Source organism: Brevundimonas sp. FV2ps16 (assembly GCF_058681075.1).
The window spans coordinates 435,027-450,291 of the sequence record NZ_CM178728.1 but is presented as its reverse complement, the minus strand read 5'-3'; the positions used below and the strand labels follow the sequence as shown (position 1 = coordinate 450,291).

11 protein-coding genes are annotated in these 15,265 nt (G+C 66.0%); 5 read left to right on the top strand and 6 right to left on the bottom strand.

The window, feature by feature from the left end; translation table 11 throughout:
- The first annotated feature begins 4 nt into the window (after positions 1-4).
- The gene (locus ACW170_RS02075; protein WP_492027304.1) at positions 5-1,177 is read left to right on the top strand and encodes a zinc-dependent alcohol dehydrogenase; all 1,173 of its coding nucleotides are present in this window, start codon (positions 5-7) and stop codon (positions 1,175-1,177) included.
- A 96-nt stretch (positions 1,178-1,273) separates the two neighbouring features.
- On the opposite strand, the gene ACW170_RS02070 is transcribed toward ACW170_RS02075, so the two are convergent.
- Positions 1,274-2,647, bottom strand: a complete 1,374-nt coding sequence (locus ACW170_RS02070) for a metallophosphoesterase (protein ID WP_492088056.1) — start codon at positions 2,645-2,647, stop codon at positions 1,274-1,276.
- Between the two features lie 244 nt (positions 2,648-2,891).
- Here ACW170_RS02070 and ACW170_RS02065 point away from each other — a divergent pair, with 244 nt between their 5' ends.
- The 4 genes from ACW170_RS02065 to ligD all read left to right on the top strand — a co-directional run bounded on the left by ACW170_RS02065 (position 2,892) and on the right by ligD (position 9,558).
- A complete protein-coding gene (locus ACW170_RS02065; protein WP_492088055.1) occupies positions 2,892-5,120 on the top strand; it encodes a TonB-dependent receptor in 2,229 nt (742 codons plus the stop codon).
- A gap of 138 nt (positions 5,121-5,258) precedes the next feature.
- On the top strand, positions 5,259-5,690 hold the full coding sequence (locus ACW170_RS02060) for a DUF2231 domain-containing protein (protein ID WP_492088054.1): 432 nt from the start codon (positions 5,259-5,261) through the stop codon (positions 5,688-5,690).
- Positions 5,690-6,982: a PQQ-dependent sugar dehydrogenase gene (locus ACW170_RS02055; RefSeq protein ID WP_492088053.1), complete on the top strand. Its 1,293-nt coding sequence runs from the start codon at positions 5,690-5,692 to the stop codon at positions 6,980-6,982. Before ACW170_RS02060 ends, ACW170_RS02055 begins: the two co-directional genes overlap by 1 nt.
- A gap of 17 nt (positions 6,983-6,999) precedes the next feature.
- The gene (gene ligD / locus ACW170_RS02050) at positions 7,000-9,558 is read left to right on the top strand and encodes a DNA ligase D (RefSeq protein ID WP_492088052.1); all 2,559 of its coding nucleotides are present in this window, start codon (positions 7,000-7,002) and stop codon (positions 9,556-9,558) included.
- Between the two features lie 19 nt (positions 9,559-9,577).
- Here ligD and ku read toward each other — a convergent pair whose 3' ends face one another.
- From ku to ACW170_RS02025, 5 genes are all read right to left on the bottom strand, one after another.
- Positions 9,578-10,438 carry a non-homologous end joining protein Ku gene (gene ku, locus ACW170_RS02045; protein WP_492088051.1) on the bottom strand — a complete coding sequence of 287 codons (861 nt, stop codon included), beginning with the start codon at positions 10,436-10,438 and terminating at the stop codon, positions 9,578-9,580.
- A 65-nt stretch (positions 10,439-10,503) separates the two neighbouring features.
- Positions 10,504-10,875 carry a hypothetical protein gene (locus ACW170_RS02040; protein WP_492088050.1) on the bottom strand — a complete coding sequence of 124 codons (372 nt, stop codon included), beginning with the start codon at positions 10,873-10,875 and terminating at the stop codon, positions 10,504-10,506.
- A 3-nt stretch (positions 10,876-10,878) separates the two neighbouring features.
- A complete protein-coding gene (locus ACW170_RS02035; protein WP_492088049.1) occupies positions 10,879-11,706 on the bottom strand; it encodes a TIGR02587 family membrane protein in 828 nt (275 codons plus the stop codon).
- A gap of 7 nt (positions 11,707-11,713) precedes the next feature.
- A complete protein-coding gene (locus tag ACW170_RS02030; protein WP_492088048.1) occupies positions 11,714-13,861 on the bottom strand; it encodes an amylo-alpha-1,6-glucosidase in 2,148 nt (715 codons plus the stop codon).
- A gap of 146 nt (positions 13,862-14,007) precedes the next feature.
- Complete coding sequence (locus tag ACW170_RS02025; protein WP_492088047.1) at positions 14,008-15,141, bottom strand: glycosyltransferase family 4 protein; 1,134 nt, start codon at positions 15,139-15,141, stop codon at positions 14,008-14,010.
- Positions 15,142-15,265 lie beyond the last annotated feature (124 nt).

Genomic DNA, 15,265 nt, shown 5'->3' with positions numbered 1-15,265 from the left:
GCCCATGCGAGCTCTCACCTGGCACGGCAAACACAATGTTCAGGTCGACACCGTCCCTGATCCCCAGATCGTCAACCCGCGCGACGCCATCATCAAGATCACAGCCACCGCCATCTGCGGCTCGGACCTGCACCTTTACGACAGCATGATCCCCGGCATGTCGAACGGCGACATTCTGGGCCACGAGTTCATGGGCGAGGTGGTGGAAGTGGGCCGGGGAAACACCAGCCTGAAAAAGGGCGACCGGGTGGTGGTGCCCTTCGTCATCGCCTGCGGACAATGCTTCTTCTGCGAGCGTTCGCTACCGGCGGCGTGCGACAACTCAAACCCCGCCGACAAGTCCGACGCCACCGAGATCGCCTATGGTCACCCCGTCGCCGGCCTGTTCGGCTATTCGCACCTGACGGGCGGGTTTGCCGGAGGCCAGGCGGAGTACGCCCGCGTGCCGTATTCCGATTATGGGCCGATCAAGATCCCCGACGGGATAGAAGACGAGAAGGTGCTGTTTTTGTCGGACATCTATCCGACCGGCTGGATGGCGGCCGAGAATGCGCAGATCCAGCCGGGCGACACGGTGGCGATCTGGGGTTGCGGCCCGGTGGGCCTGTTCGCGATCAAGAGCGCCATCCTGCAAGGGGCCGGCCGGGTCATCGCCATCGACCGCCATCCGAACCGTCTCGCCCTGGCAAAGGCCAATGGCGCCGAGGTGCTCAACTATCATGAGGTGAAGGTGCGCGAGGCCCTTCAGGAAATGACCGCCGGTCTGGGGCCTGACAGCTGTATCGATGCGGTCGGCATGGAGAGCCATGGCTTCTCGCCGGACAACATCATCGACGCGGTCAAACAGGAGACCCGGCTCGGGACGGATCGCCCGCATGTATTGCGCGAGACCATCATGGCGGTGCGAAAGGGCGGCACGGTTTCGGTTCCCGGCGTCTATGGCGGGGTCGCCGACAAATGGCCCGTGGGCGCCTTCATGGAGAAGGGGCTGACGTTGAAGACGGGCCAGACCCATGTTCAGCGCTATCTGCCGCAACTCCTGCAACTGGTGCTCGACGGCAAGATCGACACCACGGATCTGATCAGCCATCGCCTGCCGCTTGAACAGGCGCCGGAAGGCTACAAGAACTTCAAGGAAAATCAGAACGAATGGACCAAGGTGGTCCTGAAGCCTTAGGCGAGGGGTCAGCAGCTGCAGGCGAAATCCTCGAGCCCCGCGCGGTTGGTGACGTCAACCGGCCCCTGCGACAGCGCGCCTGCTTCCAAGCCTTCCTCAGGCCTCGAAAAGCGCCGAGGCGGCGACCGCCTTGACCCTGCGGTCCGGGATTTCTTTGAACCGGAGGGTCGTGGTCCCGAAGTATTCGGCCTGGTTGGCGGCGCACCAGTCGGTCGTGACGATGCACGTGTCGCCGGCCCGTCCTGTGTCGCCCGACCGTTGGCGTGAGGTCGCGCCGTAGAGGAAGTCGCCGGTTCGTTGGTTCAGCGGAATCGGCCGATCCTGATTGGCGCGGGCCATGAAGGCGTCCAACTGGGCGAACGACACATTGGCCGCCATTAGCCGGCCGTCGAACCGCACGATGGAACCGAACATGTGCCGGGTGACGGGTCCGGCCGGCGCGCCTGTTCCCAAAGTGGTGTGGCCGATGAAGCCGGCGTCGGCGCCGGCCGCCTCTGCGAAACCGGCGGCGATGCGGCGGCCGGTGTCGCCCAAAGACAGGGGCTGGGCCCGGCGTCCCAGCACCACGCGGTCCTCATCCGTCAGATGGGCCGCGAGGGTCGCGTCGATCAGGTCCTGTAGCGGCGGCCAGGACGGGGCGTCGGCCATGACCGCGCGAGACTCGGCCGTCACCGACCCGTCTTCATGGAAGTCCGCCACTGTGTAGGCGTTGGTCCAGGAGCTGGTGTGCGCATAGGCGCTGCGCCCCTGGCTATGCTGGAACAGCAGGTGGTCATGGCCGCCGATCATCAGCGCCCCGTCCGGCAGCAGGGGCAGGATGGTCCGATCGGCCACGACGCCGGCGTGGCTCAGGACCAGGACCGGATCGGCGCCCTGCGTCAGATCGGCCAGATGGGCGCTCGCCCATTCGCCCGGCGCCGGGATGGACAGCTGCGCGCGCGACGCCTGCGGATAGGTGTTCAAGGCATTGGTCGCCAGGCCGACGATCCGCAGTCTGCGTGACCCGAACGGGGCGGTCGTGCTCGCCGCGGCGTAGGTCGCCCCGGTCCTTGTATCGACGATGTTGCTGACGAGCAGCACGCCCAGGCTTCGCATCCGGGCCACGACCTCGGCCAGATCCGGCGTCAGATCATTGTCGTGATTGCCCATGTTGACCACGGTGGGCGCGAGCTGGGCCGTCTCGGCCAGGAAGGCCCAGTCGACGGCGCCGCCCGAACGGACAGACACAGCGTTGCCGTGTTCGAAGATGTCGCCGTTGATCGCGATCACATGGGGGACGGCCTGAGACTTCACCTCGCGCTCGAACGCCGCCAGCAGCCGGCTGGTCCTTTCGTAGGCCGAGTGCATGTCCGAGACCGCGAGCACGCGGCCGATCACGTGGTTTCGCCGAGCCGCCGCCAGACCGGGTGTCAGGACCGCCGCTCCGGCGATTTGGAGCAGCCGGCGGCGAGATGGCGTGACGAAGGACATGCACGAACCTGAAGATGTCGGGAGGGATGCGGAACCAGGCCACGCAGGCCTTCAGTTTCGCATCTGAAATCAAGCGGCACAATATCGCGCGACGTCGCGCCTGTTGATGTCTGTTCGATTGTCGCACCCCTGTGTCCGCGTCTTCAAAGGTTCAAATTTCCTGTGCGGTCTCGGCTGGCGACTCGTCTCCGGAGGCCTTACGGGCACGCGCGACAGCTTCCCATGTCGCCAAGGAAACAATCCCATGCTTCGTCAAGCCCTGCTTGCCGCCACCGTCAGCGGCGTCGCCCTGCTGAGCGCCGGCGCCGCCCTCGCCCAGACCGATGCTGAGCCGGCCGGCGTCGACGACATCGTCGTCACCGCCCAACGCCGCAGCGAGAACATCCGCGAGGTGCCGTTCGCCGTCACCGCCCTGAACACCCAGACGCTGCAAGAAATTTCTGCAGGCGGCGCCGACATCCTGTCGCTGTCGGCCCGCGTGCCCAGCCTTCAGGTCGAAAGCTCGAACGGCCGTTATGCGCCGCGCTTCTATATCCGCGGTTTGGGCAATGTGGACTTCGACTTCACCGCCTCCCAGCCGGTCTCGGTGGTGCTGGACGATGTGGTGCTGGAAAGCGTCTATCTGAAGGGCTTCCCCCTGTTCGACGTGCAGCAGTTGGAAGTTCTGCGCGGTCCGCAAGGCACCCTGTTCGGCCGCAATACCCCGGCCGGCGTGGTCAAGATCGACACCGTCAAGCCGTCGGACGCCTTCACCGGCTTCGGCTCGCTGACCTATGGCAACCTGGGTTCGACCCGGACCGAGGCGGCCGTCACCCTGCCGGCGTCGGACACGCTTCAGGTGCGCGGCGCCATTCTGTGGAACCACCGCGACGACTGGGTCAACAACGCCTACAACCCGTCCTTCGCCGATGCGAATGATGACGACCTGGGCGGCTTTGACGATCTGGCCGCCCGCGTCCACGTCGCCTGGACCCCGACCGACCGGCTCTCGACCCTGCTGACCTTGCAGGCCCGCGACTATGACGGCACGGGCACGATGAACCGCGCCAACGCCCTGACCAAGGGCTCGAACGAACTGAACGGCAATTTCGACCGCGACACCGTCTATTACGACGGCGGCCGCAACAATTTCCAGAAGCAGCAGACGACCTCGCAGTCGCTGCGCGTCGCCTATGATTTCGGCCCCGCCACCCTGACCGGGATCGTCGGCTCGTACCAGGGCTGGTCGCAGGGCGACGGCGACATCGACGGCGGCGTGGCTTCGGCCCCGGCGACGGCTCCTTACAAGACGCCGTTCAACTCCGAGACCGGCACCCTCTCCAGCGACCTGCTGCAGAATACCTACGAACTGCGACTGGCCTCGAACGACGACGCCCGCCTGGGCTGGCAGATTGGCGCCTTCTATTGGGACGAGCGCATCAACCTGGTCTCGGGCACCTTCAACGGCGTCGGCGGTCTTCAGCCGACGCGCGTGACTGACATCGTGCAGAAGTCGGACTCGTGGTCGGTGTTTGGCCAGGGCAGCTACAAGCTGACCGAGGCCTTTAAGGTGACGGCGGGCGTCCGCTACACCGATGACAACCGCGACTACAATGGCCGCATCGTCTTGGGTGCGGGCGCTGGCGGCACAGGCGCCGTTTCGGTCGGCGACGAGCAGGTCAGCTGGGACGTCAGCGCCCTGTATGAGGTCAATGACAGCCTCAATCTGTTCGCCCGCGTGGCCAAGGGCTATCGCGGCCCGTCGATCCAGGGCCGCAACCTGCCGGTCCTGACCACGGCCGAGTCCGAGACGGTCATGTCCTACGAGACCGGCTTCAAGGCCCGCCTGTGGGACGGTCGCGCCCGCCTGAACGGCACCGCCTATGTCTATGAAGTCAGCGACATGCAGTTCACCGCCATCGGCGGTGCGGACAACTCCAACCGCCTGATCAACGCCGACAAGGGCGAAGGCTACGGCCTGGAGCTGGACGGCGACATCGATCTGGGCGCGGGCTTCAGCCTGTCGGCCGGCGCGGCGTGGAACCACACCGAGATCAAGGACAGCGGCCTGCTGGTGGCTATCTGCGGCTCGAACTGCACCGTCACCGACCCCATCGTGACTGTGGGCACGACCCGTCGCGCCGACGTCGACGGCAACCCCTTCCCTCAGGCGCCGGAATACACCGCCAACCTGACGCTGAACTATGTCCTGCCTCTGGGCGACGACACCGAGTTCTTCGCCTCGACGGACTGGGCCATGCAGAAGGACTTCAACCTGTTCCTGTATGAATCGGTCGAGTTCATGCAAGACACGGCGTTCGAAGGCGGCCTGCGCGCCGGCTGGCGGGATCTGAACAAGGGGCTGGAAGCGGCCGCCTATGTTCGCAACATCACCGATGAAGAGAACGTCATCGGCGCCATCGACTTCAACAACCTGACCGCCTTCGTCAACGAACCCCGCACCTACGGCGTTCAACTGACCAAGCGCTTCTAAGCCTGTGACGGGCCGTCGGCGTTTCGCCGGCGGCCCGTTCTGCCGCGTTCGGTCGCGCTCGACCGGATGAACCAAATACCGGGCCACGTGTTGGGTTCGACGTCGCCGTATCGTGGCGACGCCGCAGGAAACCCTCTCATGCCCGCTGTCGCCGCCTTCCGTGAGAGGCTGAATCCGCTACGCGGAATCCTGATGGCCTTCCCCATCGCCCTGTTCACCTCCGCCGTCATCAGCGACATCGCCTATCTGAAGTCCGCCCAGATGCAGTGGTCGAACTTTTCGGCCTGGCTGATCGTCGGCGCCCTGGTTTTCGGTGGACTCGCGGGCCTGTGGGCTATCATCGATCTGGCTCTGTCCTGGCGCACGCCTGCGCGACGGGCCGCCATTATCCATCTGGCCGCCCTGGCCATGGCCTGGATCTTCGGCCTGATCAACGCCTTCAAGCATAGCCAGGACGCCTGGAGTTCGGTTGGCGCCTTCGGTCTGACCCTGTCGATCCTGTCGACCCTTCTGGTCCTGATCGCGGGCTGGCTGGCCTATTCCAACTCGACCGTGCGGGAGATCGCGTGATGATCAAGACACTCCTTTGCACCACTGTCGCGGTCCTGGCCCTCGCGGGTTGCAGCCGCAGCGACCCTGATCTGAACCAGACGGGCGCCAATCCCGATCTTCCGGGCCTTAACGAGACCCTGGTTCCGCCGATGAAGATCGCCAATCCGATCGGCTGGAACGGCGAACTGCCCACCGTGCCGGACGGCTTCGTCGTCACCCCGATGGCGACAGATTTGCAGATTCCGCGTCAGATCCTGGTCCTGCCCAACGGCGACATCCTGATCGCCGAAGGCTCGGGCGGTCACGCCCCCAAGCTGCGGCCCAAGGACTTTATCGCCGGCATCATCAAGGCTAAGGGCAAGACCTCCGTTGAGGGCGGCGACCGCATCACCCTGCTGCGCGACGCCAACGGCGACGGACAGCCCGAGGTCCGCACCACCTTCATCGACAATCTGGACGCCCCCTACGGCATGGCCTTCGTGGACGGCGCCCTCTATGTCGCCGAACAGGGCGCGCTTTTGCGTTTCCCCTATCAGCCGGGCCAGACCCGGGTCACCGCGCCGGGACAGGAGCTGACCAAGCTGCCGTCGGCGATCAATCACCACTGGACCAAGTCGCTGACCGCCAGCGCCGACGGCCAGACCCTGTATGTCGGCATCGGCTCGAACAGCAATATCGGCGAGCGCGGCATGGCGGTGGAGGAGGAACGGGCGGTGGTCTGGGCCATCGACCGCGAGACCGGCGCCCACCGCACCTTCGTCACCGGCATCCGCAACCCTACCGCCCTGGCCATCGAGCCGACCACAGCCGCCCTGTGGGCCGTGGTTAACGAGCGAGACGAATTGGGCCCGCAACTGGTCCCCGACTATTTGACGTCGGTGCGTGAGGGCGCCTTCTATGGCTGGCCCTATTCCTACTGGGGCCAGAACACCGATCCGCGCGTCCATCCGCAGAAGCCTGATCTAGTGCAGACGGCCGTCAAGCCGGACTATGCCCTGGGTTCGCACGTCGCCGCCCTGGGCCTCAGCTTCGCGCAGGATGGCGGCTTTGGCGGCGGCTTCAGCCAGGGCGCCTTCATCGGCGAACACGGCAGTTGGAACCGTCAGGACCTGGCAGGATACAAGGTGGTCTGGGTGCCCTTCTCGGGTGGGCGTCCCGCCGGTCCGCCGGTCGATTTCGCCACCGGCTTCATCAAGGACGGCGAGGCGCGCGGTCGTCCGGTCGGCGTGACCTTTGATCCGCAGCGACGAATCCTGCTGGTCGCCGACGACCTGTCCAACACGGTCTGGCGGATCGCGCCGCGTCAGTAAGGGCGGGGCGAGGCGGCATGGCGCACGGACTGGACACCTATCGGGCCAAACGGGACTTCACCCGCACGCCCGAACCGTCCGGCAAGGGGAAGGCGTCCCGCGAGGGGCGTCTGACCTATCTGATCCAGCGCCATGCCGCGACACGGCTCCACTACGACTTTCGCATCGAACATGACGGGGTGCTGAAATCGTGGGCCGTGACCAAGGCCCCGTCGCGTGATCCCGCCGTCAAACGGCTGGCGGTGGAGGTCGAGGATCACCCGCTCGACTATGGAAGCTTCGAGGGGACTATCCCTTCCGGCAACTATGGCGCCGGCACGGTCCAGCTGTGGGACCAGGGCGAGTGGGAGCCCCAGGAGCCGGACGTCGAGGCGGCGCTGAAGCGGGGCTCGCTGAAGATGATCTTGCACGGCGAACGGCTCAGCGGCGGCTGGGCCCTGGTGCGGCTCAAGTCGGATCGCGGCAAGCCGTCGAAGCGCAACAACTGGCTGCTGATCAAGGAGAAGGACGAGGCGGCCGTGCCGGGCGAGGGCGATGCCAATATGGAGATCGACGCCTCCGTCGCCTCGGGCCGCAGCCTGGCGGAAATCGCCGAGGGCAAGAAACAATGGACCGCCTCTCGCCCCGTGGCGCGCAAGGGGCCGGCCAAGCCCAAGGCCAAGTCGGGCGAGGCGAACCTGGCCAAGCCTCCGGCCTTCGTCCCCATCCAGCTCTGCAAGGTCGCCGACCATCCGCCGGGCGGCGCAGGCTGGGTGCATGAGATCAAGTTCGACGGCTACCGCATCCAGGTGGCGACCGGAGGCGGGCAGGCGCGACTCTACACCCGGCGCGGCCACGACTGGACCGATCGCTTCCCAGAACTGGCGGCGGATGCGGCGACCTGGCCCGACGGTGTGGTGGATGGCGAGTTGTGCGCCATGAGCGAGGATCACACGCCGGACTTCTCGGCCCTGCAGGCGGCCATCGCGGATCAGAAGACGAGCGAGCTGGTCTATTTCGCCTTCGACCTGCTGCGCGAGGGCGAGGACGATCTGCGGGACCTGCCGCTGTCGCACCGAAAGGCGCGGCTGCAGGCCCATATCGACCGCGTTCCCGCCAAGGCGCGCAAGCGGCTGCGGTATGTCGATCATTTCGCCTCGACCGGGCAGGCGGTGCTGGACAGCGCCTGCCGCATGGACCTGGAAGGCGTGATCTCCAAGAAACTGGACGCCCCCTATCGGGCGGGTCGGTCTTCGGCCTGGGTCAAGTCGAAATGCCGGGGGCGCGACGAGGTGGTGATCGGCGGCTGGTCGTCCGAAGGCGGGACGCGGTTCCGCTCCCTGCTGGTCGGCGTCGCCGAGGACGACGGGCTGCGTTACCTCGGCCGGGTCGGCACGTGCTACGCCGCGCCCCTGTTGAAGACCCTGTTGCCCGCCCTGAAGGATGCGGCGGCTGACGCCTCTCCGTTCGTGGGCAAGGGGGCGCCGCGGGGCGGCAAGGACATCCATTGGGTCAAACCGGTGCTGGTCGCCGAGCTGGAACATGGCGGCCTGACCGAGGGCGGATCGTTGCGGCACGCGGCCTTCAAGGGCCTGCGCGAGGATAAGCCGGCCCAGGACGTGACCGACGATCCGCAGGCGGCTGTCGCGGCCAAGCCCGCCGTCCGGAAGACCAAGACGGCTTCGACCCCCGCATCCGGCAAGGTCGTCGTCGCCGGGGTCACGCTGTCCAAGCCCGACAAGATCCTGTGGCCAGCCGTCGGCGGTCGGCCGGCGATCACCAAGGCCGATCTGGCGCGCTATTACGAGGCGGCGGCGGAGCGGATTCTGCCCCACGTCGCCGACCGGCCAGTCTCGATCATCCGAGCGCCGGACGGCATCGAGGGCGAGACCTTCTTCCAGCGCCACGCCATGCCGGGCTCGAACCCCCGCCTGAAGCTGATCGACGTGCAGCAGCGCCACCCCTATGTGGCCGTCACGGATGTCGGCGGCCTGGTCGCCGTCGCTCAGTCGGGCGGGTTGGAGCTTCATCCGTGGGGCTGCCGGCCAGGCGATCCCGAGACCCCCGAACAGATCACCTTCGACCTCGACCCGGACGAAGGCCTGGATTTCGCGGCGGTGATTGCGGCGGCCAAGACGGTGAAGGCGCAACTGGAACAGCTGGGCCTGCATCCCTTCGTCAAGACGACCGGCGGCAAGGGGCTTCATGTCGTCGTCCCGATCCGTTCCGACGGTCGTAGCCGCATCGAATGGGACCAGTGCAAGGCCTTCGCCAAGGCGATCTCGGAGGAGGTGCGGCGCGCCGATCCCGACCGGTTCACCACCACCCTGGCCAAGAAGGCGCGGGGCGGGAAGATCTTCATCGACTATCTGCGCAACGGCCGCATGGCCACGGCGGTGGCGCCGTGGTCGGTGCGCGCGCGGCCCGGTGCGGGGATCGCCTTCCCCCTGTCGTGGGGGCAGGTGAAGGCGGGCCTGGACCCGAAGGCCTTCACCCTGCACGACGCATCCGGCCTGCTGAAGAAGCCGGATCCATGGAAGGATTTCCGTGCGGGCGAAGTCAGCCTGCGGCCGTCGCTGAAGGCGATGGGGCTGTAAGTCTCTTTAGCGCCGCAGTTCAGGCTGCCTTTTTGCCGGATGCCGGCTTCTTCTTAGGAGGCGTCTTGCCGGTCTTCTTCCTCGCCGCCGGTTTTGCGCCGGTGGCCGCGCCCTTCAGGCTGTTGCGCAGGGCTTCCATCAGGTCGATCACATTGGTGTCGTCGGGCTCGGGCGCCTCGATCACGTCCTTGCCGCCCTTCTGCTTGGCCTTGATCATCTCGCGCAGGGCGTCGTCGTAGCGGTCCTTGAAGGTCGTGGGGTCGAAGTCGGTCTGCTTCTGGGCGATGATCCGGGATGCGATATCGACCATGTCCTTGTCGGCCTTCACCGACGGGATATCGTCGAAATAGTCGTCGGCCTCGCGCACCTCGTCATGCGCGCGCAGCGAATAGGCCACCAACCCCTTGCCCCGCACCTCCAGCGCCAACTGACGCTCGCGGCCGCGCAGCACCAGAGTGCCGATGGCGATCTTTCCAGCGCTCTTCATGGCGTCGCGGATGACGGCGAAGGCTTCGGCCCCGACGCCTTTTTCCGGCACGACGTAGAAGGGGTCGTTCCAGTAAAGCCGATCGATGTCGTCTTCATCGACGAAACTGTCGATGCAGATGGTCCGTGTCGTCTCCAGCTTCACCTTGTCGAAATCGGCATCGTCGAACAGGACGTATTCGTCCTTCGACACCTCATAGCCCTTGACCAGATCCGAGCGCTCGATGGGGCCGGTGTCCGGGTCGGTGGGCACCATCCGGATACGGTTGTTGGTGTCGGGATTGATCAGGTGGAAACTGACATGGGCGGTGGACGAGGTCGCCGTGTAGAGGGCGACCGGGCAGGTCACCAGCGACAGTTTCAGATGTCCCTGCCAGGTGGGGCGTGCGGCCATGATCGTCTCCTTTCTGCCCTAACGCGGGAGAGGTCCCTGCGTTTCCGCAAGCCAGATCGAACACTTCACGGGGCGGCCCAGCCCTCGACCCTGACGACGGCGCGGCGAGGGTCGGCGTCGAACCGGACATAGGCCTCGGCAGCGCCATGGCCGGGCACATAGTCCAGGGTCGCCGTGGCGGCCTGATCACCTAGCACGGCTTCGATATTCACCGCTGCGGCGGTGTCGTCTCCGTCGTTCTTCACCTTGATCTTGGCGACATGACCTGCGGCCGTGGTCTCGACCTCGACGATGCGCGCGCTGAGCATGGGCGGTGCGCTGGGCCGCACGCCCTCCCACGCCATGACGCCGACGGCCGACGCCGTCACACACGCGCCGACGGCGGCCATGATCCACTGCAGCACAGGTCTTTTCTCGGCGCTGTTTTTCGCACTCATGGCTCAGACCAGAAGACGGGCTGCGGCCGCGCCGATGGCGGCGGGAAAACCCAGGACGATCATTGTGTGCAGCACCCCGCCCAGCGAGTGGCCGTCCGTGCGACCGAAGACGAACAGGACGAAGAGACTGATCCCCAGAGCGATTACGTAGCCGGGCAAGGTGAAATACAGGAAGGCTTCGACGGGACGATCCGCTTCTTCCTGACCTGCAAAGCCGGCCTTGAAGACAATCAGGTGCAGCAGCAGAATGGACAGGGCGATTAGGCCCAGCGCATGGACGGCTGTGGTCTTGTAGGCGATCAGGATCATTTCCTCTGTCGGCGCCACGTTCAGGGCGAAGAACAGGGCGCCCGCCGCCATCAGGAACAGTTCGCCCAGGTAGGAGGCTTGGCCTTCGTCCGTTTCGCCCCTGCCGCCGCCGCTCAGCTGCTTGCGAGCCAGCAGGGCTCCCATTGCTCCGGGGATGGCCTGTAGCGCGACCATGCCCACCGCTTCACGCGGAGAGGCGCCCCACTGGATGACGCCGAACAGGACCAACAGGACGGAGGTGGTGATGAAGCCGACCGCCAGGGCCACAGATGTATCGAGCAGGTCATTGGATAGACCGCGCCGGTTCGAAAACCCGGCGTAATAGGCCAGGCCGTAAAGCAGGGGCAGGCCGGCGCCGACGAACATCAGCAGCCGCCACCGGTCCATCGCCACCCCGGCCTCCCACATCTCCATCGTCATCAGAAGGGGAATGCTGAATACGAGCGCGCCGGCGAACGCGCGTCCGAGATCCCGGAGATAGTTGCGTTCGAGACGCGAGGCGGCGAGGGCGGAAGGGGTCATCGAAGAGTCAACGAAGCGTTCTGACCGCCAGCCGCCCCTGACGATGGTCCGGTATGACGACGGCGCGGCCATCGACGTGCCGGATCGAAAGATCGACCACGGCGTCTCCGATCGTCAACCCGGTGATCTTCAACCGTTCCAGACCCGCAGGCAGGACGGGGTCGGCCATGTCGATCGTTCCGGTCCAGGCGTCGATGGACAGACCAAGCGCCGCCTGGAGCATCAAAAAGACCGACCCCGCCGCCCAGGCCTGAGGCAGGCAGGCGACCGGATAGGCGATGGGCGGCTCGCCCGGTTCGCGCGGGAATCCGCAGAACAATTCGGGCAGGCGAAGGTGGAAATGGGCGGCGGCGGCGTAGATCTCCGCCAGGATGTCGGCGACGGCTTGTCGCTCGCCATAGTTGGCCATCCCCGCTGCCGCCATGGCGGTGTCGTGCGGCCAGACCGAGCCGTTATGATAGCTCATCGGATTGAACCGCGCCTGGCCCAGCTCGAGCGTGCGGATGCCCCACCCCGTGCGAAACTCGGCCGACAGCAGGCGTTTGGTGACCCGGCGCGCGCGCTCCACCGACGGCAGACCGGTGAACAGCAGATGGCCCGCGTTGGAGGCGATGGCGCGGCACTGCTCGCCGTCGCCGTCCAGGGCGACGGCGTAGAAGCCCTCGTCCTCCATCCAGTACTTGTCCTCGACCAGGGCGCGGACCTGTTCGGCGCGCATACGCCATTCAGGCGTGCGGTCGTCGTACAGACGCTCGCCCAGATCGCCCATGGCGCGCCAGGCGGCGAAGGCGTAGCCCTGCACCTCCAGAAGCGCGATCGGACCCTTGGGGAAGCGGCCGTCGGCGTGGAAGATCGAGTCCTCGGAGTCCTTCCAGCCCTGGTTGGACAGGCCTGTGTCGGCGCCCCGCTGATAGTCGATCAGGCCGTCGCCGTTGGAGTCGCCATAGTCGCGCATCCAGTTGGCGGCGGCGACCAGGTTGGGCCAGAGTTCACGGATCAGATCCAGGTCGCCGGTCCGGCTGGCGTAGGCTCCGGCCAGGGCGATGAACAGGCAGGTGGTGTCGACCCCGCCGTAGTAGAGGCCGAAAGGCACCTCGCGCAGGGCGCTCATCTCGCCGCCGCGGGTCTCGTGCATGATCTTGCCGGGCTGGCTATCCTGGAACAGCGAGGTCTCGGTCGCCTGGCGCGAGGCCAGATAGGTCAGGACTCCCTTGGCCAGCGACGGGTCCAGCCACAGCATTTGCCAGGCGGCGATGATGCCGTCGCGGCCGAACGGGGTCGAGAACCAGGGCGTGCCGGCATAGGGGTAGGGGCCCGTGGGCAGGTCGGTGGTCAGCAGGGCCATGTCGGCCCGCGACTGATCCAGCCAGTCATTGAACCGCGGGCTGCGCGGCCCCCGCACCGAGGCGCCGCGCCGACGTTTGGCGCGCATGGCCAGGCGGGCGTGGACGGCGTTCTGACGCCACCGGCCGGCGTCCGGCGTCTCACAGGAATCGACGCCGCATTCAATGAACAGGTCCATGGACCGGCCCTTGGGAAGGCTGAACATGAACTCGGCCCGGTGATGCGTCAGCCGCGCCGGGGGCTCGGAAAAGGCCAGACAGCTGGCGCGGTCTACGCCGTCCAGTCCGGTGTAGCGGAAGGTGACGCGCCGACCGTCCGTCGTCGGAGCGTGAAGCGTTCCGCGCTTGGGTCTGGGCGTGCCGCGGACCTGGAAAATGTCGGAGAAGTCCGCGCCGAAGTCGAAGGCCAGGGGCAACAGGATGTCCTCCACCCCGTGGTTGACCATCTGAATGCGCTCGAACATCCGGCGCCCCCACAGAAACCGACGCCGCTCGATGTGCAGCACGCCGGCCGGCGCTGATCGTCCACCCATGGGCGGCAGCGGCCGGTTGGTCGTGTGGCAGGAGAAGAAGACGTTGTCCTGGCTGACGCCTGACGACAGCCGTGACGGCTTCAGCAGCCCCACTGTCATTGTCCATCGCGACAGGACGCGCGTGTCTCCAGCGAACAGGCCGTCGGCGCCGCCGGTCATGTCGCCCCAGCCGTCGGCGACGAGGAAGGTGTCGCCTTCCTTCAACGCCATCAGCTGTTCGAGACCCGAGGCCTCGATGGTTTCGCCTGCGCTCAATTGGGTGGTGTAGGCGTCGTCCATGCGGTCTCTCCCGGTCGTTTGAGGCCTGCCCTGAGCCTATCCACCCTATTGCGGCGCTCAGGAGCCGCTTGAGTGATCAAATGGCGAAGGCGGCGGAGGGTTCACCTCCGCCGCCTGTTTTTCTTCATGAAACCGGCAAGGCGACGCTAGGCGCTTGCAGCGAAGCTGCGGTCTTCGGTGATTGGGCGAATGGGGGTGACGACGCTATTCAGGGGGGCCGCGGCGCCCAAGGCCGCTGCGGCGAACGGCCGACGCGCCAGCAGATCACCATAGACGTCCAGATAGCGGCGGGCCATGGCGGTGGCCGAGAAACGCAAATCGAACCGGGCCCTGACGGCCTCGCGGTCCAGCAGATGGACGCGACTAGCCGCCGCAACAGCCTGTTCCATGGTGTCGACCAGGAAGCCGGTGGCGCCGTCCTCGATAATCTCTGGCGTTGAGCCGCAACGGAAAGCGACTACGGGCGTGCCGCAAGCCATGGCCTCGATCATCACCAGGCCGAAGGGCTCGGGCCAGTCGATCGGAAACAGCAGGGCGTCGGCGCCGCCCAAGAAAGCCGACTTCTGGTGGTCGCCGATCTCGCCAACGAACTCGATCAGCGGATTGCCCTCAACCAGCGGACGGATGGTCTCCTCCCAATAGATCTTGTCGGCGGCGTCCACCTTGGCCGCGATCTTCAGGCGCTTGCCCAGTTTGGTGGCGATCTCGATGGCGCGGTCAGGGCGCTTCTCGGGGGATATCCGACCGAGGAAGGCCAGATAGCCCTGCGACTGTGGGGAGAACAGGTATTGCTCTCCCGGCATGCCATGGTGGACGGTGGCCTTCCAGTTGGCGAGCGGCAGCGGCCTGCGCTGGTCGTCAGAAATGGAGACGAGGCCGAATTCAGTCCACCGCGCATAGACGCCCGGCAGATCCTTCATGTCCAGACGACCGTGAAGGGTGGTCACCGTCTTGTCCGCATAGGGTCTGAACACGGGGAAATGGATCATATCCGTGTGGAAGTGGATGACGTCAAACTGATCTACGCGGTCAAGCACTTCTCCCAGCATCGACATGTGGGCGGCGAGGTCAGATTTCAGGGGGGCTGGATCAAGGCGAATGGCCTGATCGCGAACCGGAACCAGCCGCGCCCGGGTCTGTGCGTCCGCGCTGGCGAATAGGGTGACGTCGTGCCCCAAATCCACCAGGGCGTCGGTCAGATGCGCCACGACGCGCTCGGTTCCGCCGTAAAGCTTCGGAGGAACGGCCTCATAAAGCGGGGTGACCTGCGCGATCTTCATGATGTGTGCTCCGACCCGCCAAGCCGGGCCGCCAAGACTAATGGCCGGGCGCGGAGTCGGTTCCGCTATGTTCGGGATTTCTTTAATGGTTACGGTAGTTTAAGCTGAGCGGTGCGGGCATTTT